This is a genomic window from Pseudomonas reactans, from assembly GCF_013385825.1.
GTDB lineage: Bacteria > Pseudomonadota > Gammaproteobacteria > Pseudomonadales > Pseudomonadaceae > Aquipseudomonas > Aquipseudomonas reactans.
On sequence record NZ_JACAPG010000025.1, the window covers coordinates 103,552 to 126,478 of the forward strand.

14 protein-coding genes are annotated in these 22,927 nt (G+C 60.0%); 6 read left to right on the forward strand and 8 right to left on the reverse strand.

Annotation, left to right across the window (positions count from 1 at the left end):
- Positions 1-42: 42 nt before the first annotated feature.
- The 3 genes from mapR to HX868_RS29315 form a co-directional block, all read right to left on the reverse strand.
- Positions 43-1,452, reverse strand: a complete 1,410-nt coding sequence (gene mapR, locus HX868_RS29305) for a GntR family transcriptional regulator MpaR (RefSeq protein WP_177005259.1) — start codon at positions 1,450-1,452, stop codon at positions 43-45.
- Between the two features lie 116 nt (positions 1,453-1,568).
- Positions 1,569-2,978, reverse strand: coding sequence for a cytochrome c oxidase accessory protein CcoG (ccoG, locus tag HX868_RS29310; RefSeq protein WP_177005260.1), 1,410 nt, complete (start codon positions 2,976-2,978; stop codon positions 1,569-1,571).
- A 184-nt stretch (positions 2,979-3,162) separates the two neighbouring features.
- Positions 3,163-3,402: a DUF3203 family protein gene (locus tag HX868_RS29315; protein WP_177005261.1), complete on the reverse strand. Its 240-nt coding sequence runs from the start codon at positions 3,400-3,402 to the stop codon at positions 3,163-3,165.
- 120 nt (positions 3,403-3,522) lie between these two features.
- On the opposite strand from HX868_RS29315, the gene HX868_RS29320 reads away from it, so the two are divergent.
- Positions 3,523-4,017: an MgtC/SapB family protein gene (locus HX868_RS29320; protein WP_177005262.1), complete on the forward strand. Its 495-nt coding sequence runs from the start codon at positions 3,523-3,525 to the stop codon at positions 4,015-4,017.
- Positions 4,018-4,037: 20 nt separating this feature from the next.
- Here the strand turns inward: HX868_RS29320 and HX868_RS29325 are convergent, their stop codons facing one another.
- Positions 4,038-4,622 carry a hypothetical protein gene (locus tag HX868_RS29325; protein WP_177005263.1) on the reverse strand — a complete coding sequence of 195 codons (585 nt, stop codon included), beginning with the start codon at positions 4,620-4,622 and terminating at the stop codon, positions 4,038-4,040.
- A gap of 203 nt (positions 4,623-4,825) precedes the next feature.
- Positions 4,826-4,984, reverse strand: a complete 159-nt coding sequence (locus tag HX868_RS29330; protein ID WP_016980337.1) for a hypothetical protein — start codon at positions 4,982-4,984, stop codon at positions 4,826-4,828.
- Between the two features lie 204 nt (positions 4,985-5,188).
- Here HX868_RS29330 and HX868_RS29335 point away from each other — a divergent pair, with 204 nt between their 5' ends.
- From HX868_RS29335 to HX868_RS29355, 5 genes are all read left to right on the forward strand, one after another.
- Positions 5,189-7,168, forward strand: coding sequence for an alpha-1,4-glucan--maltose-1-phosphate maltosyltransferase (locus tag HX868_RS29335; protein WP_177005264.1), 1,980 nt, complete (start codon positions 5,189-5,191; stop codon positions 7,166-7,168).
- Between the two features lie 30 nt (positions 7,169-7,198).
- On the forward strand, positions 7,199-10,561 hold the full coding sequence (gene treS / locus HX868_RS29340; RefSeq protein ID WP_177005265.1) for a maltose alpha-D-glucosyltransferase: 3,363 nt from the start codon (positions 7,199-7,201) through the stop codon (positions 10,559-10,561).
- Positions 10,558-12,789, forward strand: a complete 2,232-nt coding sequence (gene glgB / locus HX868_RS29345; RefSeq protein ID WP_177005266.1) for a 1,4-alpha-glucan branching protein GlgB — start codon at positions 10,558-10,560, stop codon at positions 12,787-12,789. Before treS ends, glgB begins: the two co-directional genes overlap by 4 nt.
- Before the next feature lie 247 nt (positions 12,790-13,036).
- Positions 13,037-17,197 (forward strand): hypothetical protein, encoded by a 4,161-nt coding sequence (locus tag HX868_RS29350; protein ID WP_177005267.1) that lies wholly within the window; start codon positions 13,037-13,039, stop codon positions 17,195-17,197.
- Between the two features lie 56 nt (positions 17,198-17,253).
- On the forward strand, positions 17,254-18,420 hold the full coding sequence (locus HX868_RS29355; RefSeq protein ID WP_177005268.1) for a GGDEF domain-containing protein: 1,167 nt from the start codon (positions 17,254-17,256) through the stop codon (positions 18,418-18,420).
- 3 nt (positions 18,421-18,423) lie between these two features.
- Here HX868_RS29355 and HX868_RS29360 read toward each other — a convergent pair whose 3' ends face one another.
- From HX868_RS29360 to HX868_RS29370, 3 genes are all read right to left on the reverse strand, one after another.
- Positions 18,424-20,604 (reverse strand): GAF domain-containing hybrid sensor histidine kinase/response regulator, encoded by a 2,181-nt coding sequence (locus HX868_RS29360; RefSeq protein WP_177005269.1) that lies wholly within the window; start codon positions 20,602-20,604, stop codon positions 18,424-18,426.
- Positions 20,605-20,756: 152 nt separating this feature from the next.
- Entirely contained in the window at positions 20,757-21,608 is an 852-nt protein-coding gene (locus HX868_RS29365) for a CAP domain-containing protein (RefSeq protein ID WP_016980330.1), read from the reverse strand.
- Positions 21,609-21,689: 81 nt separating this feature from the next.
- Positions 21,690-22,904, reverse strand: a complete 1,215-nt coding sequence (locus HX868_RS29370; protein WP_177005270.1) for an MFS transporter — start codon at positions 22,902-22,904, stop codon at positions 21,690-21,692.
- Positions 22,905-22,927 lie beyond the last annotated feature (23 nt).

Consider the following 22,927-nt stretch of genomic DNA (forward strand, 5'->3'; position numbering starts at 1 on the left):
CCGGGCTTGCCCGCGATGGCGTCAGTGCAGACGACCGTTAATTCAAAACGACCGAACAATCCGCCCCAGCGTCTCCATTGCTTTCTCCGACGCCTCGGTCCATGGGCTGCCGTAATTCAAGCGGATGCAGTTCCGGAAGCGCTGGGTTGCCGAGAAGATCGGCCCCGGCGCGATGCTGATGCCCTGCGCCAACGCCATCTGGAACAACTTCAACGAGTCCGTCTGCTCCGGTAGCTCCAGCCATAGGAAATACCCGCCGGCGGGTTGGCTGACCCGCGTCTGCGCCGGGAAGTACCGGGCGATGGCGGCCAGCATGGCGCTTTGTTGCTCTTCCAGTGCATAGCGCAACTTCCTCAGGTGCCGGTCATAGCCACCGTGCTGCAAGTAATCGGCAATCGCCGCCTGGGCCGGCATCGACGGGCAGAGCGAGGTCATCAGCTTCAGCCGCTCAACCTTCTGCGCAAAGCGTCCGGCTGCCACCCAGCCTACGCGATAGCCCGGGGCCAGGCTTTTGGCGAAGGAACCGCAATGCATCACCAGACCTTCAGTATCGAACGCCTTGGCGGGTTTGGGCGCCTGTTGGCCGTAATAGAGTTCGGCGTACACATCGTCTTCGATCAAGGGCACCTGATGGCCGCGCAACAGTTCCACCAAGGCTTGTTTCTTGGCTTCCGGCAGGGTCGCGCCCATAGGGTTCTGGAAGCTGGTCATGGTCCAGCAGGCCTTGATCGGGTAGCGCTCCAGGGTTTGCGCGAGCGCGTTGAGGTCGATGCCGTCGCGCGGGTGCACGGGAATCTCCACCGCCTTGAGTTTCAAGCGTTCCAGCACCTGCAGGCAGGCATAGAACGCCGGGGCTTCAATGGCCACCAGGTCGCCGGGTTCGGTCACGGCTTGCAGGCACAGGTTCAAGGCCTCCAGCGCGCCGTTGGTAATCAGCAGTTCTTCCATCGGCAGCATCAACCCGCTGACCATGTAGCGCAGGGCAATCTGCCGGCGCAGTTGCGGATTGCCCGGCGACATGTCGGTGACCACCAGGCGTGGGTCCATTTCGCGGCTGGCGCTGGCCAGGGAGCGGGCCAGGCGCGGCAGCGGGAACAGCATGGGGCTGGGGAATGCCGAGCCGAAGGGCACGGTGTTCGGGTCCTTGATCGAATCGAGTACCGAGAACACCAGTTCGCTCACATCCACTTCGGTGGACTCATGCACCTGGTCGCTCACCACCGGCTCGGAAAACGGGCTGGGGGCGTGGGTGTTGACGAAGTAGCCGGAGCGCGGCCTCGCGCGGATCAGGCCTCGGCGCTCCAGCAGGTAGTAGGCCTGGAACACCGTGGACGGGCTGACGCCGTAGGTCTGGCTGGCATAACGCACCGAGGGCACCCGCTGGCCGGGGCCGAGTACGCCGGAGCGGATCAGTTCTGCGATGTCGTCGGCGAATTTTTCGTAGCGTTTCATGAGTATTCCAAAGGTTTACTGTAGGAGCCGGCTTGCCGGCGATCGCGGTATGTCGACCTGCTGAGGTAGCCGGTCGGACATCGCATCGCCGGCAAGCCGGCTCCTACAAGTGTTTGTCAGCGATTCAGTGGTGCCACGAAGCGGCTATCAGCGGCGCTGTAGATCCACGGCTCATCCACGTCCGTGACCTTGAAACGCAAGGTCTGCGAACTGCTCGCCGGTTTATCCGCCAGCAATGCCACCGACACCGGCACATCGCTGATTTCCCCCGGCGCAAGGCTGATCTCGGTCTTGCCTTGCAACTGGAAGCCGTCGGCGTCCACCAGTTCCAGGCGATAGTCCTGGCGCTGCTGGGTCTTGTTGATCACCTTGAGGCTGTAGATATTCTCGATCAGACCCTGGGCATTTTCACGGAACATGCCACGGTCCTTGGTCACGTCCAGCGACACCATCGGCCGCTCCACCAGCGCCACCACCAACGCAGCAATCATCACCAGCAATACGGCACTGTAGCCGATCAGGCGCGGCCTTAGCAGGTGCGTCTTGCCGCCTTGCAGTTGATGTTCGCTGGTGTAGCTCACCAGGCCACGCGGGTAGCCCATTTTGTCCATGATCGAATCGCAGGCGTCGATGCACGCCGCGCAACCGATGCACTCCATTTGCAGGCCGTCGCGGATGTCGATGCCGGTGGGGCAGACTTGCACGCATAGCTGGCAGTCGATGCAGTCGCCCAGGCCGACGTCGGCAGGTTTGACCTCACGTTTGCGCGGGCCACGGCTTTCGCCGCGGGCCACGTCGTAGGAAATGGTCAGGGTGTCTTTGTCGAACATCACGCTCTGGAACCGTGCATACGGGCACATGTGCATGCACACCGCTTCGCGCAACCAACCGGCGTTGATGTAGGTTGCGCCGGTAAAGAACAGCACCCAGAACAGGCTGACACCGCCCATCTGCCAGGTCAGCAGTTCGGTCGCCAGGGGGCGGATCGGTGTGAAATAGCCGACAAACGTCAGGCCGGTCAGCACGCTGATCCCCAGCCACAAAGTGTGCTTGGCCGAGCGTCGCGCCAGTTTGTTCAGGCTCCAGGGCGCGGCTTGCAGCTTGATACGCTGGTTGCGCTCGCCTTCGGTGACTTTTTCGCACCACATGAACAGCCAGGTAAACGAGCTTTGCGGGCAGGTGTAGCCGCACCACACGCGGCCGGCAAACACAGTGATCGCAAACAGGCCGAAGGCGCAGATGATCAACAGCGCCGACAACAGGATGAAGTCCTGCGGCCAGAAGGTCGCGCCAAAGATATGGAATTTGCTTTCGGCCAAGTCCCACAGCACCGCCTGCCGATCGTCCCAGTTCAGCCACACCGTGCCGAAAAACGCCAGGAACAGGAAGGCTGCACCGCTCACGCGCAAGGTACGGAACAGGCCGGTGAAACTGCGGGTATGAATCAGGTTGTCGCTGGATTTGGCCTTCACCTTCTTTGGGTGTGTGGGCTCTAAAATTTCCACGGTTGGGATGTGTTCGCTCATGGTCGTTCGCTCATCAGCCTCCATCAGGCGGATGAACTATGCGCGCCGAGCTGTTTGCATAACAGACTCAGGTATGGCGAGAAAAAGCGGATCAGATGGGGCGGATGAAGATCGCTGCGACCATGTGCTGCACCCCATGGACCCAGGGGTGCAACATTATTTAGAGAGCGCTGACACAGGTCAATTAAATCAGCGAACCAGGTTCATCGGCCTTCACATGCTGACGAGCATCGTGGGCACCGGCCACGGTCAGGGAGTCGGCCTCGGCCTCGGTGATATAGATTCGCTGGGCTGCCAATTCCACGTAGGACATGGATTTATCCGTGTCGGTAACAATGTTGACTCGGGTTGCCGGCACGCTCTGTTCCTGGCCGTTGTCATCAAGCGTGAAATAGCACAGTTGGTTATCGATACGAATAGGCATGCCGGACTCCTTTTTCATGGGCTATGAGGGTTAGGGGGCAGCGATGTGCAACGGTTCCAGGCAACTGACTGGCGGTCGTTGCTGTCCATCCTTTAACGACAATGACAAAGGACGGCACCCATGAACGCCTGGTGGCATGAAGCGTGGCAAACCCTGCAAGCTGAATTCGCCGATATCGGCGACGCCAGGCAGCTCACCCAGATCACGGTACGCCTGCTGATCGCCGCCATCCTGGGCGGCATCCTTGGCTTCGAACGAGAGAGCAAAGGCAAGGCTGCCGGGGTGCGCACTCATATGCTGGTGGCACTGGGGGCAGCGTTATTCGTACTTGTCCCGCAAATGTCCGGCAACCAGGCGGATGCCATGAGTCGGGTGGTGCAAGGGGTGATTGCCGGGATTGGCTTTTTGGGTGCGGGCACGATCATCAAGGGCAAGGATGATGCAGAAGGCCATGTGAAAGGGCTGACGACGGCGGCGGGGCTGTGGATGACCGCTGCGATTGGCGTCTCCGCTGGGCTGGGGCGGGAGTCGACAGCGGTGCTCAGCACATTATTGGCCCTGGCAGTATTCAGTGTGATGCCGCGGATCGTCCGGTTGCTGGAAAAGGATGAATGATTCGGACCTGTCAGGCGGCATCAGCGCTCAACGCGCTTGTGCTCGCGCCGCACTCCGTCGATTTTCTCTTTACTCAACATACCACCGAACCCGCTGAGTTCCTTGTTAGCCGATTTTGTATCTGCGATCCGCTGCCGGAGGTTGCCCAGGGCTTCATTGGAGGTGCCCAGGAATCCGTAGATATCCTCCAGCCCTCCATCAAAGGCTTTGGTCAGCAACTCGAGATTTCTCAGCGATGCGCGCTGCATGAAATCTTTCTCCAATCCTTTAAAGAGGGCGTTCTGGCCTGTTTCGAGCTTGTCTTTGTTCAACAATATGCTGATTTCTTCAAGTACTTTGGCTCGTGCTTCTGCATGGGGCCCCCGCAGCATTGAACTGATATTGGCTGGGGTCATCAGTGGGCGAAGCTCGGCGAGGAATTCACGGGACTCTGCAGCGTCGGGGTGTTCCAGTAGGTGCTTTATGTTTGCCGGGGTCAATAGTGTTTTGAGCTTTTTGAGGGTCAGGTCCCCTTGTTGATCCTGTGCCTGCGAAGTCGAAGCGGACTTTTCCAAGGCGGATGGCTGTATTGGGTAAGTGGGCTGGTTGGGATTGATGGTCGACATTGCTCGTCCTCGCGTTAAATGAAGTAAAACGCTACCACCCGCAATCAGGGGAGCGTCTACGCATAGAAGTATAAGAACGGCCAGTTTATTTATCGGGAAGCTGTTTGCTGCCAAGGGTGTAAGGCGCTTCGGTTTTTCTTGTTGTTTTTTAACCGGTAATCAAGGGCTCGACCGTCAATAACCGAACCCTGCGCCCGTGTGTTTCAGACGATTACCGGTGGCATCGTATTCGGCGGTTCTTCCACCGCAGGCGGCTCGTTTTCCGGCGGTTCCTTCTCTGGAATCGGTTCGGGTTCCGTCGGCGGCAGGGTCGGTTTGTCGATATTCGGGTCCGGCGTTTCCGCCGGGATCGGGATATTCATCGGTGTGGCCTCCTTTGTGCTTTGCTCTATCGGTGGACAGCCGCCGGGGCGAATTGATTCCCCGCCCGATGGCGGCACATCCAGCTGAACTTTTATCGGGGGCCCAGGCTCGGACCTATTACGGCCTCGCTCAGGAAGAGCCCGGCCGCCTCAGAATTTGGATCAAGCAAAGAGCGTCCACAGGGCGTAAGGGGAAGATGCTCGATGACTGCTGAAACAGACTCCTTGTTACCACTGTCCCAGGCACTGTTGCTGCCCAGGATCGCAATCGAAAGCACCACCCCCGTGATTGATGGCGGCGAATTTGCCGTCAAGGCCGTGGTCGGCCAGCGGGTCAATGTCACCAGCAAAGTGTTCGCCGACGGCCATGACAAGCTCGCTGTGCTGATCCGCTGGCGCCCGCTGCAAGACGAAAGCTGGCACAGCGTGGTCATGACCGACGCAGGCAACAACGGCTGGGAGGGCGCGTTTACTGTGGCCCAGCAAGGCCCTCACGAATACTGCATCGAAGCCTGGATCGATACCTTCGCCAGCTTTTGCTATGAGCTGCGCAAGAAGCATGAGGCGGGTGTGCCGGTCAGCTTGGAACTGCAGGAAGGCCGCAGCCTGGTGCTGCAGGCCGCCGAGCGCAGTGACAATGAGCTGCGTGACCGCCTGATGCTGTTGCACCACGAACTCTCCGGCCTGCTGGAAACCGAGCAGGTTGCGCAGTTCCTGCACGAAGACAGTGCACACCTGATGACCCAGGCCGATCACCGCGCTTACTTGAGCATCAGCACCGTCTACCCGATCGATGTGGAGCGCGAGGCGGCGTTGTTTGCGAGTTGGTATGAGCTGTTCCCGCGCTCGATCACAGATAATCCTGCGCGCCACGGCACCTTCAATGACGTGCACTCACGGCTGTCGATGATCCATGACATGGGTTTTGACGTGCTGTACTTCCCGCCGATCCATCCGATCGGCCGCAGCCACCGCAAAGGCAAGAACAATTCCCTGACCGCCGGCCCCGATGATCCAGGTAGCCCCTATGCCATCGGCAGCGAAGACGGCGGCCATGAGGCGATTCATCCGCAACTGGGCAGCCGCGACGACTTTCGCCGCCTGGTCCAGGCCGCCGCCGAGCATGGTCTGGAAATCGCCCTGGACTTCGCCATCCAGTGTTCCCAGGACCACCCATGGCTCAAGGAGCATCCGGGCTGGTTCAATTGGCGCCCGGACGGCACGATCAAATACGCGGAGAACCCGCCGAAGAAGTACCAGGACATCGTCAACGTCGACTTCTATGCGGCGGACGCCATCCCGAGCCTGTGGACCGAGTTGCGCGACATCGTCGTGGGTTGGGTGGAAGAGGGCGTGAAGACCTTTCGCGTCGACAACCCCCACACCAAGCCGCTGCCTTTCTGGCAATGGCTGATCAGCGATGTGCGGTCCAAGCACCCGGAAGTGATCTTCCTGGCCGAAGCCTTCACCACGCCGGCGATGATGGCGCGCCTGGGCAAGGTCGGCTATTCCCAGAGCTACACCTATTTCACTTGGCGCAATACCAAGGCCGAGTTGAGCGAATACCTGACGCAGTTGAACGAGTCGCCGTGGCGCGAATGCTACCGGCCGAATTTCTTCGTGAATACACCGGACATCAACCCGGCCTTCCTGCACGAATCCGGCCGACCCGGCTTCTTGATCCGTGCCGCGCTGGCCACCATGGGCTCGGGCCTGTGGGGCATGTATTCCGGCTTCGAACTCTGCGAGTCGGCGCCGGTGCCGGGCAAAGAGGAATACCTCGATTCGGAAAAGTACGAAATCCGCCCGCGGGACTTCACCGCGCCCGGCAACATCATTGCCGAGATCGCCCAGCTCAACCGCATCCGCCGGCAGAATCCGGCGTTGCAGACGCACCTGGGGCTCAAGCTCTACAACGCCTGGAACGACAACATCCTGTATTTCGGCAAGCGCAGCGAGGATGGCAGCAACTTCATTCTGGTGGCCGTGAACCTGGATCCTTATAACGCCCAGGAAGCCAGTTTTGAGTTGCCATTGTGGGAATTGGGGCTGCCGGACGATGCCCAGACCCAAGGTGAAGACTTGATGAACGGCCATCGTTGGACCTGGTATGGCAAGACCCAGTGGACACGGCTGGAGCCGCAGATGCCCTTTGGCATTTGGCGCATCACCCCATCGTCTTGAACCTTCCGATGAATTTTCCAGGAGTTTCCAATGGCGAAGAAACCCAACGCTGCCACCTTCATCAAAGACCCGCTCTGGTACAAGGACGCGGTGATCTACCAGGTTCACGTCAAATCCTATTTCGACTCCAATAACGACGGTATCGGTGATTTTCCCGGCCTGATCGCCAAGCTCGACTACATCGCGGACTTGGGCGTGAACACCATCTGGCTGCTGCCGTTCTACCCCTCGCCACGTCGCGACGATGGCTACGACATTGCCGAGTACCGTGGCGTGCACAGCGACTACGGGACCATGGCCGACGCCAAGCGTTTCATCGCTGAGGCGCACAAACGTGGGCTGCGGGTGATCACCGAACTGGTGATCAACCACACCTCCGACCAGCACCCTTGGTTCCAGCGCGCACGCAAGGCCAAGCCGGGTTCAGCGGCGCGGGACTTCTATGTGTGGTCGGATGACGACCAGAAATACGACGGCACGCGCATCATTTTCCTCGACACCGAGAAGTCCAACTGGACCTGGGACCCGGTCGCCGGCCAATACTTCTGGCACCGTTTCTACTCCCACCAGCCCGACCTCAACTTCGACAACCCACAAGTGATGAAAGCCGTGTTGTCGGTGATGCGCTACTGGCTGGACATGGGCATCGACGGCCTGCGCCTCGACGCCATTCCCTACCTGATCGAGCGTGACGGCACTAACAACGAAAATCTTGCTGAAACCCACGATGTGCTCAAGCAGATCCGCGCCGAAATCGATGCCCATTACCCCGACCGCATGTTGCTGGCCGAAGCCAACCAGTGGCCGGAAGACACCCAGCTCTACTTTGGAGAAAAAAAGGGCGATGACGGCGACGAATGCCACATGGCCTTCCACTTCCCGCTGATGCCGCGCATGTACATGGCCCTGGCCCAGGAAGATCGCTTCCCGATCACCGACATCCTGCGCCAGACCCCGGAGATTCCAGCCAACTGCCAATGGGCGATCTTCCTGCGCAACCACGATGAACTGACCCTGGAAATGGTCACCGACAAGGAACGCGACTACCTGTGGAACTACTACGCCGCTGACCGTCGTGCACGGATCAACCTGGGCATTCGTCGCCGTCTTGCGCCGTTGATGGAACGTGATCGTCGCCGTGTCGAGTTGCTCAACAGCCTGTTGCTATCGATGCCCGGCACGCCGACCCTGTACTACGGCGATGAAATCGGCATGGGCGATAACATCTACCTCGGCGACCGCGATGGCGTGCGTACGCCGATGCAATGGTCCATCGACCGCAACGGCGGCTTCTCCCGCGCCGATCCGGCCAGCCTGGTACTGCCGCCGATCATGGACCCGCAATACGGCTATCAATCGGTGAATGTCGAGACCCAGGCCCAGGACCCGCATTCGCTGCTGAACTGGACCCGGCGCATGCTGGCGGTGCGCAAGCAATCCAAGGCGTTTGGTCGGGGGAGTTTGAAAATGCTTTCGCCGAGCAACCGTCGCATCCTGGCCTATACCCGTGAATTCACCGGCGAAGACGGGCGCAACGAGATCATCCTCTGCGTGGCCAACGTGTCGCGCAGTGCCCAGGCGGCCGAGTTGGACCTGTCAGCATTCGCCGGCATGGTGCCGGTGGAGATGCTCGGCGGTAATGCGTTCCCACCCATCGGCCAGCTAAATTTCCTGCTGACCCTGGCGCCATATGGCTTTTATTGGTTTGTGCTGGCGCCGGAAAACCAGATGCCGAGTTGGCACGTGGAACCCGCCCAAAGCATGCCGGACTTCACTACATTGGTATTGAAAAAGCGTATGGAAGAACTGCTGGACGAACCGTGCCGCGCCTCGCTGGAACAGACGGTGCTTCCAGCCTGGCTGCCCAAGCGTCGCTGGTTCGCCGGCAAGGACACCGCCATCGACAGCGTGCGCATTGCCTACGGCGCGCGCTTTGGCGATCCCCAGCATCCTGTGTTGCTCAGCGAGCTTGAAGTGACAGCGGGTGGCCAGATCAGCCGTTATCAACTGCCGTTGGGTTTTCTCGGTGAGGACCAGTTCACCAGTGCCTTGCCGCAACAGCTGGCGTTGGCCCGTGTAAGGCGGGTGCGCCAGGTGGGTTTGGTGACCGATGCCTTCAGCCTTGAGCACTTTATTCGTGCGGTCATTCAAGGTTTGCAGGCCGGCACTATGCTCAATACCAGCGAGGGCGAGCTGCGCTTTGCCGCCACGCCGCAACTGGCCAAACTGCAACTGACGGATGAGTCCGAGGTGCGTTACCTGTCTGCCGAGCAGTCGAACAGTTCGGTGGTCGTGGGTGAAAGCCTGGTGCTCAAACTGATCCGCAAAGTCGCTTCCGGCGTGCACCCGGAACTGGAGATGAGCGCCTACCTGACCGCAGCCGGCTACCCTAACATCTCGCCGCTGCTGGGCTCGATGGTGCGCCATGATGCCGAAGGGCAGGACAACCTGCTGATGATTGCCCAAGGCTATTTGAGCAACCAGGGAGACGCCTGGAGCTGGACCCAGAACAACCTGGAACGCGCGATCCGCGACGAGTTGGCCGAGGCCATCTCCGAACAGGAACAGCACTACAACGCGCTCGGCGAGCTGGCGGACTTTGCCGGATTGCTCGGCCAGCGCTTGGGCGAGATGCATGGGGTGCTGGGCGCCAAAACCACCAACAAGGACTTCAAACCGGAGCTGACCAGCGCCAAGGATACCCAGGCCTGGGCCAAGGACGTCGGCGCGCAACTGGACCGCGCGTTGCAGTTGCTCAAACTTCATCAAAGCCAGTTGAACCCGGCCGATCAAGCGCTGGTCAGTGAATTGCTGGCGCAGAAAAAAGCCATTGCCAGCCATGTGCAGGCCTTGGCGAAAGCCACGGCCGGCGGCTTGCGCATTCGGGTCCACGGTGATTTGCACCTGGGCCAGGTGCTGGTGGTGAAAGGCGATGCCTACCTGATCGATTTTGAGGGCGAACCGGCGCGGCCCTTGCACGAGCGCCGGGGCAAGCACAGCCCGTATAAAGATGTGAGCGGCGTGTTGCGCTCCTTCGACTACGCGGCAGCCATGGCCTTGAATGTGCAAGGGGTGGACCATTCGCCCGAAGCGGACCAAGCGCGCAAACGCGTCACCAACCGCTATCTGAATGAAGCACGCCAGGCATTTATCCAGGCTTATCAGTCAGCTACGTCTACACTGGCGCATGACTGGCAGGATGCCAAAGGCCAGGACGCCGCGCTGACGTTGTTCAGCCTGGAGAAGGCCGCGTACGAAGTGGCCTACGAAGCAGAGAACCGTCCGACTTGGTTGCCGGTGCCCTTGCAAGGGTTGCACGGTTTACTGAGCGGGATTGCTTCTATAAAGGAAGCATCTATATCTAAAACTGCACGCGGTGGGGAGACGTCATGAGCTTTACACATAAAGAACCGCTGCAACCGAAGTTGACTGCATTGCCGGCGTCCAAGGACGTCGAAGCGCTGGTACGCGCCGAACACCACGACCCGTTCTCGATTCTCGGGCCGCACGATGATGACCACGGCGGCCAGTTTATCCGCGCATTTCTACCGGAGGCCTTGAGTGTCCAGGTGCTGGCGCGCGATAGCGGCGAGCAGATCGGCAGCCTGGACGCGACCCAGGTGCCGGGCCTGTTTGTCGGGCACTTCCACACGCGCCAGGCGTACCTGCTGAAAATCCAGTGGGCCGGTGGCGAGCAAGTCACCGAAGATCCTTACAGCTTCCAGCAACTGTTGCTCGGCGAAATGGACTTGTACCTGTTCGCCGAAGGCAATCACCGCGACCTCGGCAGTTGCCTGGGCGCTCAGGTGACCAGTGTCGACGGCGTGCAAGGTGTGCGCTTTGCCGTGTGGGCACCGAATGCGCGGCGGGTGTCGGTGGTGGGTGACTTCAATATCTGGGACGGTCGCCGGCATCCGATGCGCCTGCGCCATCCTTCCGGCGTTTGGGAGATCTTTATCCCACGCTTGCAACCGGGTGCGGCCTACAAGTACGAAGTACTCGGCGCCAATGGGATCCTGCCGCTCAAGGCCGACCCCGTGGCGTTGGCCACTCAATTGCCGCCGGACACGGCGTCAAAAGTCGCCGAGCCCTTGCAGGTGGATTGGCAGGACCACGAATGGATGCAGTCGCGGGTCGAGAAGCACAAGACCACTGCGCCGTTGTCGATCTATGAATTGCACGTGGGTTCCTGGCAGGCCGAGCTGGACGAAGCGGGCGAAGTGGCGCGCCAGTACAACTGGCGTGAACTGGCCGAACGCCTGATTCCCTACGTGCAGCAACTGGGCTTCACCCATATCGAGCTGATGCCGATCATGGAGCACCCGTTTGGCGGCTCCTGGGGCTACCAGGCCTTGTCACAATTCGCCCCGACGGCACGTTTTGGTTCGCCGCAGGATTTCGCTTATTTCGTCAACGCGTTGCACCAGGCGGATATCGGCGTGATCCTCGACTGGGTGCCGGCGCATTTCCCCACCGACACCCACGGCCTGGCGCAATTCGACGGCACGGCGCTGTACGAGTACGCCAACCCGCTTGAAGGTTTCCACCAGGATTGGGACACGCTGATCTACAACCTGGGGCGCACCGAAGTGCATGGCTTCATGCTCGCCTCGGCGTTGCACTGGCTCAAACACTTCCATATCGACGGGTTGCGCGTGGATGCCGTGGCTTCGATGCTCTACCGCGACTATTCACGCAAAGCCGGCGAATGGGTGCCGAATCGCCATGGCGGCCGCGAAAACCTCGAAGCCATCGATTTCCTGCGTCACCTCAACGATGTGGTCGCCATCGAGGCGCCTGGCGCCCTGGTGATCGCCGAAGAATCCACCGCCTGGCCCGGCGTCAGCCAGCCGACCCAGCAGGGTGGCCTGGGCTTCAACTACAAATGGAACATGGGCTGGATGCACGATTCGCTGCATTACATCCAGCAGGACCCGGTGTACCGCGCCCATCATCACAACGAGTTGAGTTTCGGCCTGGTCTACGCCTGGTCCGAGCGTTTTATCCTGCCGATCTCCCATGATGAAGTGGTGCACGGTAAGCATTCGCTGATCGACAAGATGCCTGGCGACCGTTGGCAGAAGTTCGCCAACCTGCGCGCTTACCTGGCGTTCATGTGGATGCATCCCGGCAAAAAGCTGTTGTTCATGGGCTGCGAATTCGGCCAATGGCGCGAGTGGAACCATGACCAGCAATTGGATTGGTACCTGCTGCAGTACGCCGAACATAAAGGCGTGCAAAAACTGGTGGGCGACCTCAATCGCCTATACCGCGAAGAACCCGCCCTGCATGAACAGGACGATGCGCCCCAAGGCTTCCAGTGGCTGATCGGTGACGACGCGATCAACAGCGTCTACGCCTGGCTGCGCTGGAGCAAGGACGGCAGGCCGGTGCTGGTGGTGGCCAACTTCACCCCGGTGCCGCGCGAGGGCTATAAAGTCGGCGTACCGTTCAGCGGGCGCTGGAGCGAGGTGATCAACAGTGACGCCGACATGTACGCAGGCTCCAACTACGGTAATGGAGGCGAGGTATTTACCCAGGATGAGCCGCACCATGGGCAGGCGGTATCGCTGTCGTTGAATCTGCCACCACTGGGCGTGCTGATTCTGCGGCCGGAATAAAAGGTAGTCGTCAGTCCTATAGCGCTTCAAATCAGCGGGCCGTGCAGCGTATCCAGATGATCGCTCAACGGCCCGCGCGCTCATCATGGCCGCGCTCGCTGGCCATACACAAATTGTCTTGTTTGTCTTTGGAACATTGTCCTACGCGGCGTCCACTTAAATATGCCGGCGATCAGGCGAAGATCTTATCGCTTCGTGCGATGTGTCGCTCGGTAGACCTATATGACTTCCACGGACGAGCAGCACAATGTTCCCACTTACACTCAATACCTTGGGTACACCCGTCATGCCTCCGGTATCACCCGTTGGCGACACGTCATACAAGCCCGATTTGTCCTTGGCAGGCGCTTCCAGTTCTCCGCGTACAGATTCGCAGAGCACCGAGGTGCAGGGGAAACTGGCTGATCTGGATGAAGTACTCAGGGCATTGCGCGAGCTGCAGACGGGGAGTGCGCCGCTTGAACCCGAAAAAATTAGTGTGTTCCTCAACAAAAACTCACCGCTCATACCCCACAACGGTTCGACTGAACCGGGTACCAATCGTCTCGAAAACGTACTCAAGTTCTATGGCATTGTTCCCTCCCGCCCCCATTCGCTAGAACAACTGCGCGTGACGATCAATGCGGTTGAGAGCGCGCGCAGCGAAATATCCCTGGGCCTGGATGATAAATCTAGCCAGGGCGATGCGCTGTTGCAGGATCGCTACGACAGTAAGATCACTGGACAGGTCGATCAACTGGAGGCAAAGCACAAGAAGCCTTTGCTGAGTTATCTGTGTGAGGGATTGTCCGCGCAGACACTTGAAAGGGCGTCGGCCTCACCGGCCGCGATGCTTGAACAACTCGTGAAGTCGCCCAGGGCGAATGAGCTGATTCAAACCCTGCTCATAGAGCTGGGAGGCCCTGACGGCAAGCTGGATGGCGTGATTTCTCCAGCGGTCAAGACGCGCTTGCTGATGAAGGTGATCACCTTGAGTCTCGACCCGCCGCAATCGAGAAAGTCGGGCTATGTAGCAGGGTTTCACCTGGCGTCGGTCGAACACTGGGGCAGTAGCTACTCGCAGGTCAATACGTCTTTGCGCCTACACCTGACTCAGACAAAGAAGGTGTCCGGGGCTGAAGCCGACCTGGCGGCCTATCTTCTTAAGCCGCAATTTCCTGTCGACTTTGCCGTGCGAGATGTTCCAGACGAACTGTCTTACCGTAGCAGCACCGTTTGGGTGAACTTCAAACATGGCGCTACGTTGGCGGAAATGATTGAGCCCGGCTCAGCAAGCCGCATGAGCTTCCAGGAGTTGGTCGACCTGCCTGGCAAGCTGAGCGAGCAAGCAAAAACGCCAGAAGAGTGGTCGGCAATTGCCGCTGCGCGTATCCCCGCCATTCTGGAATGGGCTACGACGCAGGGGGTGATTAGCCAAAAGGGCGAGTATTCGCAGGCGGAAATACAGCGCGCAGTATCTGCTTTTGATGATCATGTCGGCCGTATCGTGCAGGCAACGGAGCAAATGGCGAAGGATGTACCCATGCGCAAAGATTACTTCGAGCGCATGGAGGCGGGTGTTTCACGTACTGAATTACTCAGCTTGATCAGCCCGTTCTTCGCCTTGTATAGGCACCTCAGCGGCGAGGAAATCCGGCCATCCGATGTCGGCTATCAATACCCCGTCTACGATGAGGCTACCTTCCAGGCTGCGTTCGACGAGTACCTGTCCAAGGCCAAGGCCGGCTATGGCAAGGTGCTCAACCACCAGTTGTCCCAGCTGCCGCTCAAGGATCGCGTCGCGATCGAACGCGGAGAGGTCACGCTCTATGCACTCAGGACCAAACCCAACGGTCAGGATGAGACTGACGATGAAAAAAAGGCCGCCAGGACGCGCCCCGGGTTCATCATCAAGTCAGTGTATGCAGGTGAAACAAGCTACTACGAAATCAATCCGATCAAGGGCATAGCGCGGCGTCGTGATGACTTGAAGCCGATTCTGGAATCTTACGATCCAGCGGAAAAAAATTACGCAAAGGACTTCATGTCCATCGATCATTCATCCGACGGCGTCCCTTCTGGTGAAGTGGTGGTACGTAACAGCAGGACCGGCAGAAAGGCCTTCAAGGAGCAGTGGGAGGCCTTCAAGGCAGGGAAGGGGCCTCGACCTGACAGTTTTACGTTGGTGGTTCCTGAACAGATTGGCCGCTTCGACGCTTCAGCCCCTGGCAATGAAACAGCAGTACCGCGTACGTTGAGTTCGGAGCGGTCCAACGCCGTTTCCACGTTGATTACCACTGACCTGTTCTACGTCGATGAAAAACAGTTGCAGGAATGGGCGCAGTCGGACCCCTCCAGGGAAAGTCACGCACAGAAAAACGACGCAGCTTTCTGGGATCGCATGAAAGGCTTCGCGCAGTCCTTCGTTCCCTTCTGGGGAGGCATCGAAGATATCGTTAATGGCAATACCAAGCAGGGGATCATCAGCCTTACCGTCGATGGATTGTTCACGTTTGCGGGCCCGGTGGGCAAGTTCGCCGCAGGCTCTGTGCGGGCGTTTTCTAACGTCGGAAAAGTTGGCATACGTGCGCTTTTGCCCAAGTTCGCGCCCTTGATCAAGCAATTTTCTGTTTCTGTGGTGCGCAACCTTAACCCGCTTGAGCCACTGACCTCTGGCATCAAGTTCAACGGAGGCAGCCTGCTCAAGTTCCAGAAAGGCGATATGGCTACGATCCAGAGGGGGATTGCGAAATTGAGGCAATCATCTGCATTCAAGCTACCGGGCAAAGGGCGCTATGAGGTAAACCCACAAATACCCCTGACTTCCAGAACCGTTGCGCCAGGTCGAACGATACAGGTGCCTGAGGGCTTCTCCAGTGACCAGGCCCGTGTACTCACGCGGCACAAGCATGTGGATTTGGTGGTTGGCGAAGACGTGTTTCGCTACAGCCCTGACAAGCCCGGGAGCCTGATCAAACTCGGAGGGCCGGATGACCGCGGGCCGCTGGAAGGCTTTTTGCAAACCTGTGTCGGCATGGGCAAGAGGGGCAAGCGTTCGACCAGCCTCTGTTATACCAAACAGATCGAACCCGGTGGAACGCCGACATTCCAGGACGCCCAAGCACTTGAACATCGGCGACTGATTCCCGGCGTTGGATCGGCCAATAGTCCGCGTACGGTGGTGCATGAACGTCGTCTTTACCGCGTCAATGAAGCCGGCAGCGAAGAGTTGTTGCCGATCGCGACGGTAAAACCTGTGACATACCGCCAGCAGACGACCGGCTCAATCGTCAATGAGGTGGATTTCGGCTATGACGATTTTGGCACGCGCCGTGCGCTCAACGACGACACGGTTGTGGTCAAAATGGATGCCATCAGCGATTTGAGCCAAGACCAGCGTGTGCTCAGGGGCGTCAAGGTCGAGCACGACGGTCGTCATTACGTGGTGGTTGAGGGCGATACGGGCGTTCATTTTTACGCTGAACTCAATGGCAACGGCTCACTCGACTTTCACCGGCTCAACACTCACGATCCCCTCGACCTGGCGTTCATCAAACTGCATGACTCATACAAAGACATCCATGGTTTTGTGGCGCAGGGCACACCGAACAATCAACTGGTGGTGTTGCCGTCACTGGATACCCTGGTCAAGAAAATTATCCGCGATGAACCCATGTCTCCTGCGGAAGTCGAGCATCTAGGCAAGGTATTGAAAGGACTTCCTCCCGAGAAGCAGCGTGAAGTATTGATGAGCGTCTATGCTTCCGGTGATAACCCAGGGCATGTGGTGGTAGCGGCCAAGCCGATTCGGCTTGAGCCGATCAAGAAGCCTACGGAATTTGACCAGATGGTCCCTTCTGAGCAGAACCGTGTGCTGGCGGAAGGAGGACGCAAAGCGGTAGACGATCAGTTCCAGGCTACCGGCATCCGGTCGGCCAATCAGCAGGTGCTGGGTCAGCCGGGTGAGCTGGCGCGCAATGCGCACGCCACGGATGTGGTGGGGTGGCTCTATACGCGGACAGGCGCACCCAATTATTCCGAAATTGTGCTCAAAACAGGGGCGGGCAACTGCGACCAGATGGCCAAGGTGGCGGTTGACACGATCAATGCCAGTGGTGGTCATGCACGCATTGCGCAAGTCAAGGGACATACCTTCGGTATCATCGGCGGCCCCCCTGGCCAACCAAGTAGCAAAGGTTTTGGTGAGCCGGAGTGGGCGGATGCGTGGGTGGTCGATCCGTGGGCTGGCATTACGTGCCCCGCCTCCCAATACCCGGCTCAATTCAAGGCGCGCATGCAGGAATGGAGTAATGAAGGCCGGCGGATCCTTATCAGTGATGGGGGAACACCGCCGCGTTCGGTGTGGAGCGACCCCATGGAGCCGCGCTGGATCGACGCGACGGTCAAGGGCGATACTCAGGTTTTCTGAGGCGGTGGCTCTATAACGCTTGATTCAGTTGTTCAGGTTGGTGGCAGGGTGCCACAATGGCGCCTTTGTCGTGGCAGTCGAATCGGGCGAATTTCATGAATGGCCTTGGGCGTGGGCAGGACCAGGATTGCTTTATAGAGGAGCAGGTGCGGACCGATCGTTTGCACCAGCTGTTCCGGCAGTCATTTGCTGCGATTTTCGGCAGTTACCTGGCCGCGGTGATGCTGTGCTGGCTGTGCTGGGATCGGTTTGACCATCAGGTCATCCTGATCTGGCTGGTGGTATTGGCGCTGACTTCCCTGGTTCGCATCAAGATGTTCATGGAGTGGTTCCGCTGCCCCAATGCCGAACGTACGCCGGACCGCTGGGAGCGCCGCTACTGGGTCACGTTGATGCTGTCTGCCGCAACCTGGGGAGTCGGAGCGTTGGCGGTCATGCCTACCGATGATCGGTTGTCCCAGGTGCTGGTGATGCTGTTTACCGTGGGCATGTCGGTCAGCGCCGTGTCCTGTTACTCGGCTTATCGCTATATGACGCTGGCCTCCATGGCCGTAGTGCTGTTGCCGTGCACGCTGTGGTTGCTGTTCCAGCCGTCCTCCATGCAAGTGGGCGTGGCCATTGCCGTCCTGGTGTTCTCCACCTTTGTGGTCAGCGCCACGCGCAAGCTGTCGGATGCCTTGGAAAAGGCCTTTCGCCTGACCCGCCAGATGGAGCGTGCCCACAACATTTCCACCCGCGCCGCACAGACCGACGAACTCACCGGCCTGATGAACCGCCGTGCCTTCTTCGAACATGCCCAGGTGCTGTACGCACAATGCCGTCACAATCGTCAGCCGCTCTGTGCGTTGATGATGGACATGGACCACTTCAAGGAAATCAACGACACCTACGGCCACCAGGCGGGTGATCAGGTGCTGCGCCAGATTGGTGGGGTGATCAGCGCCTCGTTCCGCCAGGCCGACGTGTACGGGCGCCTGGGCGGCGAGGAATTTGCGGTGCTTTTACCTAATACGTCGCTGGAAACCGCGCGGGACATTGCCGAGCAGTTGATCAAGGCCATCTCGGGCCTGGCCTCCGAACCGGTGCATGGCTTGACCGCCAGCCTTGGCGTGGCGTCCACCCACACCCAGGATCAGGACTTGCACGGCCTGATGAACACGGCTGACAAGGCGCTGTATCGGGCCAAGGCCCAGGGACGTAATCAGGTGGCGGTGGCGGAGTAGGACTCAGGGCATCGCTTTGGCGAGTGCCCGTGCGACCTGGTCGGCGGAGTAGGGCTTGGGCAGGAACTCAAACCCTTCATAACCACTCTCGGCCAGTTCCTCGCTGTAGCCGGAGGTGAGCACCACCGGCAAATCCGGGCGCCGTTGGCGCAGCACCTTGGCCATGGCCACGCCGGTCATGCCAGGCATCACGACATCGGAAAATACCCCATCGAACGCCAGGGCATCCGTGCCGGCCACCGCCAGTGCCTGTTCCGCGTCGGTAGCCCATGTGGTCCGGTAACCGAGGTCCTGCAGGATCTGGTTCGCGAAGCGGTCCACTTCCAGATTGTCTTCCACGATCAGGATATGGCGCTGTGCCGTGTCGGGGATCGGCGTCAGGTCTTCCTGAAGAGGGTCGTAGGACAGCACCTGGGGCGCGACCTGCGGCAGGTACAAGGTAAATACGGTGCCTTGTCCCAGTTCGCTGGCTACGTCGACGTTGCCACCGGATTGCTTGGCAAAGCCAAATACTTGGGATAACCCCAGCCCAGTGCCTTTGCCCACGGCTTTGGTGGTAAAGAACGGTTCAAAAATGCGTTCGACTGTTTCGCCGGGAATACCGCTGCCGGTGTCGGTCAGGGCGATGCTCACAAAAGGTTGGCGGCTTTCCTCGTCGCCCCGGATACGCGGCATGGTGTCCACCGGGGCCACGTGCAAGGTGAGGGTGCCTTGCCCGTCCATGGCGTCACGGGCGTTCAGGGCGATATTGATCAACGCGGTTTCAAACTGGCTGGCGTCGACGCGCACATGGCAAGGACGCTCGGGCAAGTGCACCTGTACATGGATGCGCGCGCCGGTGACGCTTTCGAGCATTTCGCCGATGTTCTTGACCCGCAGACCTGCATCGAAGACTTCCGGGTTGAGCGGCTGGCGTCGGGCGAAAGCGAGCAGTTGGCTGGTGAGTTTGCTGGCGCGCTCGACGGTGTCGGAAACGGCGCTCATATAGCGTTGGCGCCGTTCCTCGGACAACCCCGGTTGGCGCAGGAAGTCCACCGACGAGCGGATGATGGTCAACAGGTTGTTGAAGTCATGGGCCACGCCGCCGGTCAATTGGCCGATGGCTTCCAGCTTCTGGGACTGGCGCAACGCCGCTTCCGTCTGGGTGAGGGCGAGGGTGCGCTCCTGCACCCGTTGTTCCAGGGTGGCATTGAGCTCGGTGAACGCCGCCAGGCCCTCGCGTACGGCGGCGTCGGCGCGCACCCGCTCGATATGCGCCCAGGAACGCTCGGTGACTTCCCCGACCAGCGCCAAGTCGTAGGGCGACCAGACGCGTGCCGTCTTGTGGTGCACCGCCATCAACGCGGTCAGGCGGCCATCCTTGATCAGCGGGAAGCAGACGGTCGCCAGCGCGCCCAGGGCTTGGTAGCTGGTGGCTTCCTCCGGCGGGAATTCGACGCGGTTGTCCTGCACCACCAGCGGTTCTCCGGTACGCAGTTGCTGCACGGCCCGCGCGCCGAATGACGCCAGGCTGTAGTGGCCGACGATGCTCGGTGAGCCCGGCGCGGCCCAGTTGCCACGAATAGTGAAGCCGTCTTCATCGGCATCCATGTCGGCGTAGGCGCAATTGGAGACGTGCAGGTGCTCGGCCAACAGGCGCGTGGTGGTGGACATGATGCTTTCGGCGTCAGTGGCATTGGCCACGGCGCTGCCCACGGCGTCCAGCACCGCCAGGCGGCGGTTGAGGAACACGGTGGCGGTGGTTTCGGTGACGGTATCCAGCATCCCGACAACCTTGCCCTCGGGATCGCGGATAGGGCTGTAGCAAAAGGTGAAATAGGCTTGTTCGAGGCCAGCGCCGCGCTCGATCAGCAGGGGGAAATTCTCGATATAGGTGGCATGCCCCTCAAACGCCGCATTGGCGATGGGACCCACGTCGGCCCAGACTTCACGCCACACCTCACTGAATGGACGACCCAGTGCAAAAGGTTTGTCGCCCAGGATCGGAATGAACGCGTCGTTGTACAACGTGGTCAGGTGAGGCCCCCAAATGATTGATTGTGGGAAGCTCGAGGCAAAACACAACGCTACGGTGGTCTTGAGCACATCCGGCCACTGCTCCAGCGGCCCCAGGGGCGTACTCGCCCAATCATGCTGGCGAACCCGCTCAGCCATGTCGCTGCTGCTTTGCAGCCAATTCATCATTGCCAGAACACCTTGTTTGCCACGGTCTGTTTAACGCCTGAAAGGGGCGGCCCAACAAGCAACAGACCGGAATGCCCGCTGGCAGTTCAGCGGGATTATCGCGGTGATAGCAATTTGACGCACCATCCATTTGAGTGGATCGGCATGTGGGCCTATTGGGCGCCAAAAACCCCCGTCCAGTAAATTCCTGCATCGCTCTTCGGGTCCATGGCATAGGCCGCACCCAACTCACGAAATTGCGGGTTCATCAGGTTGGCACAATGGCCCGGACTGGCAAGCCAACCGTCGACCACTTTGCGTGGTGTATCCAGACCGGCGGCGATGTTTTCGCCGATGTTCTTCGCAATATACCCAGCCAGTTCGGCTCGATCCCCAGGCGTGCGACCGTCGTGGTCGAGGTGATCGAAGAAATTACCGTTGGCCATGTTGCGTGTGTGGCTGTTGGCGGCGCCAGCGAGGTCGTCGTTCCAGGACAAGGGCGTGGTGGCCGTGAACGCCTGGGTACCGCACTGGCGTGGTTGCGACCGCGCGGTGTTGACCAGGTTGAGCAGTTGCTTGCCTTCAGTCTGCCAATCGCCGAGGCCACTGGTGAGCAGCGGGCGGGCGAGCACGATGCGCCAGTCCTGGCCGCTGTTGCTCACGCCGATATCGACAAATTGCGGGTCCAGCACCACGCGGCAGAAGCTTTCGCGCACCGCCTTCATGGCCGCCTGGGCATCCTTGGGCCCCGACAGGCTGATGGCCTGCACATTGACCATCGGGTACGCGGCCCGCGCCAGCGCCTGCTGCAAGTCGCCGACATTGGTGGCCGGCAACACAAGCCGCGTGTCGCTGGCCAATGGCGGCAGTTCCTGGGAACCCTGGTCGCCGCAGCGTTGCACCTGGCTGCGGTATTGGTTGATCTGTTGTACCAACTGACTCTCTTCATTCGCCATCGCGCTGGCGCAGAACACCGTAGTGGCGGCCAGCGTCGTAAGACCCATCATCAATGACAGAACGCGCATGGACGTTACCCTTGAGCTTGAAAGTGCCCATGATGCGCGATGTAACCCGGTCTGGTGCAACGCCTTTTTTGTTTTTTTGCCTCAATGGGTGTTCTGCAGGGGGGTGAAGGCACTGAATCGGCGCCATGCCATCACCCATGCCAGCAGGATCAAGGCCAGTGCGACGCCGAACGTTGCATGCAGGCCATAGGCCACGGATTGGGGGAGCGCACGGGTGACATCCGGGCTGGCCCAAGCGAACACCGCGCCCAGCGCCCAGGCGCCGACAATCAGCCCGAGGTTGCGTGACAGGTTCAACAGGCCCGAGACGGTGCCACGCCGCGCGGCCTCCACATCGCTCATCACTGCGGTGTTGTTGGCGGCCTGGAACAGGCTGTAACCCGTGGTCAGGATCACCAGTGCGCTCAGGTAGGCGAACACACCCGAAGCGCAGGACAACAGCAGCGCACCACAGGCCATCAGGCCCAGGCCGGCCAGTGTCATGCGCGGGCTGCCGAGGCGGTCGGTGAGCCTGCCGGCGGGGACGCCGCTGATGGCCGCGACACAGGGCCCGACCGCCATGGCCAGGCCCATCCATTCGGGATCGAGTCCCAGGCCTCGGGACAAATAGAACGGTCCGACCACAAAAGTGGCCATGATCACGGCGGCGACCAATGCACTCATGACCAGGCCGGTGAGCAACGACGCGTCTTTTAGTGATGCACGGAAACTTGAGCCATCGCGGGATGCCACGCGGGGCCGGTCAACCGGCAGATAGCGGTAGGCTAGGGCGACGGCCACCCCTGCCAATGGCATGCCTATCAGGAAAATCGCGCGCCAGCCCCACACACTCAGCAACACACCGCCAACACTGGGGCCCATTGCAGTGCCGACGGCGGACATCGTGCCCAGCAAACCCATCACGCGGCCGGTACGCTCCTTGGTAACGGTGTCTGCGACCATGCCGAGGGCCATCGCCATCATCACGGCTGCGCCGAGGCCTTGCAGTACGCGCGCTGCAACCAGCCACGCAAGGGACGGCGCCAAGCCGCACAACCCGCACGCCACGGCGAACAGCAGCAACCCGGCAAGCAACAATCGCCGCCGTCCGAACCGGTCTCCGAGGCGTCCGGCACTCACTATCACCGCCGTGATCGCCAACAGGTAAGCCAGCACCACCCACTGCACGGCGTGGAAAGAGGCATCAAACGCCCGCGTCAGGCTGGGCAGGCCAACATTGGCAATGCTGGTACCCAGCGAGGCCAGCAGCATGGACAGGGATAGACTGATGAGGCTGCCGCGTGGGGAGTGCTGCATGGGCAATTCCTTGAATGAAGAGA